This is a genomic window from Geobacillus sp. ZGt-1, from assembly GCF_001026865.1.
In the GTDB taxonomy this organism is placed as follows: Bacteria; Bacillota; Bacilli; order Bacillales; family Anoxybacillaceae; genus Geobacillus; species Geobacillus thermoleovorans.
This window is the reverse complement of sequence record NZ_LDPD01000042.1, coordinates 1-202: the sequence shown is the minus strand read 5'-3', so window position 1 is coordinate 202 and position 202 is coordinate 1. Positions and strand designations below refer to the sequence as shown.

General features: G+C 54.5%; 1 protein-coding gene. It reads left to right on the top strand.

Annotated features, from left to right (window positions below; all coding sequences use genetic code 11):
• On the top strand, positions 1-202 hold a 202-nt coding region (locus VU18_RS17660; protein ID WP_152668842.1), incomplete at both ends, for a transposase.

Below are 202 nucleotides of genomic sequence, written 5' to 3'. Positions count from 1 at the left end.
TTTCCAGCACATCCTCATCGGTTCAAGCCGACTTCACGTGCCAGTTGGGGACGAAACAATGCCGCTCCACCAAGCGTCACCGGGTGGTGATCTTTCGAGATGCGAATGGCCGCGACATTCGGGTCGTGACGAACCTCTTCCATGCGTCTGCGGAAACCATTGCCGACATGTACCAACAACGTTGGACTGTTGAGGTCTTTTT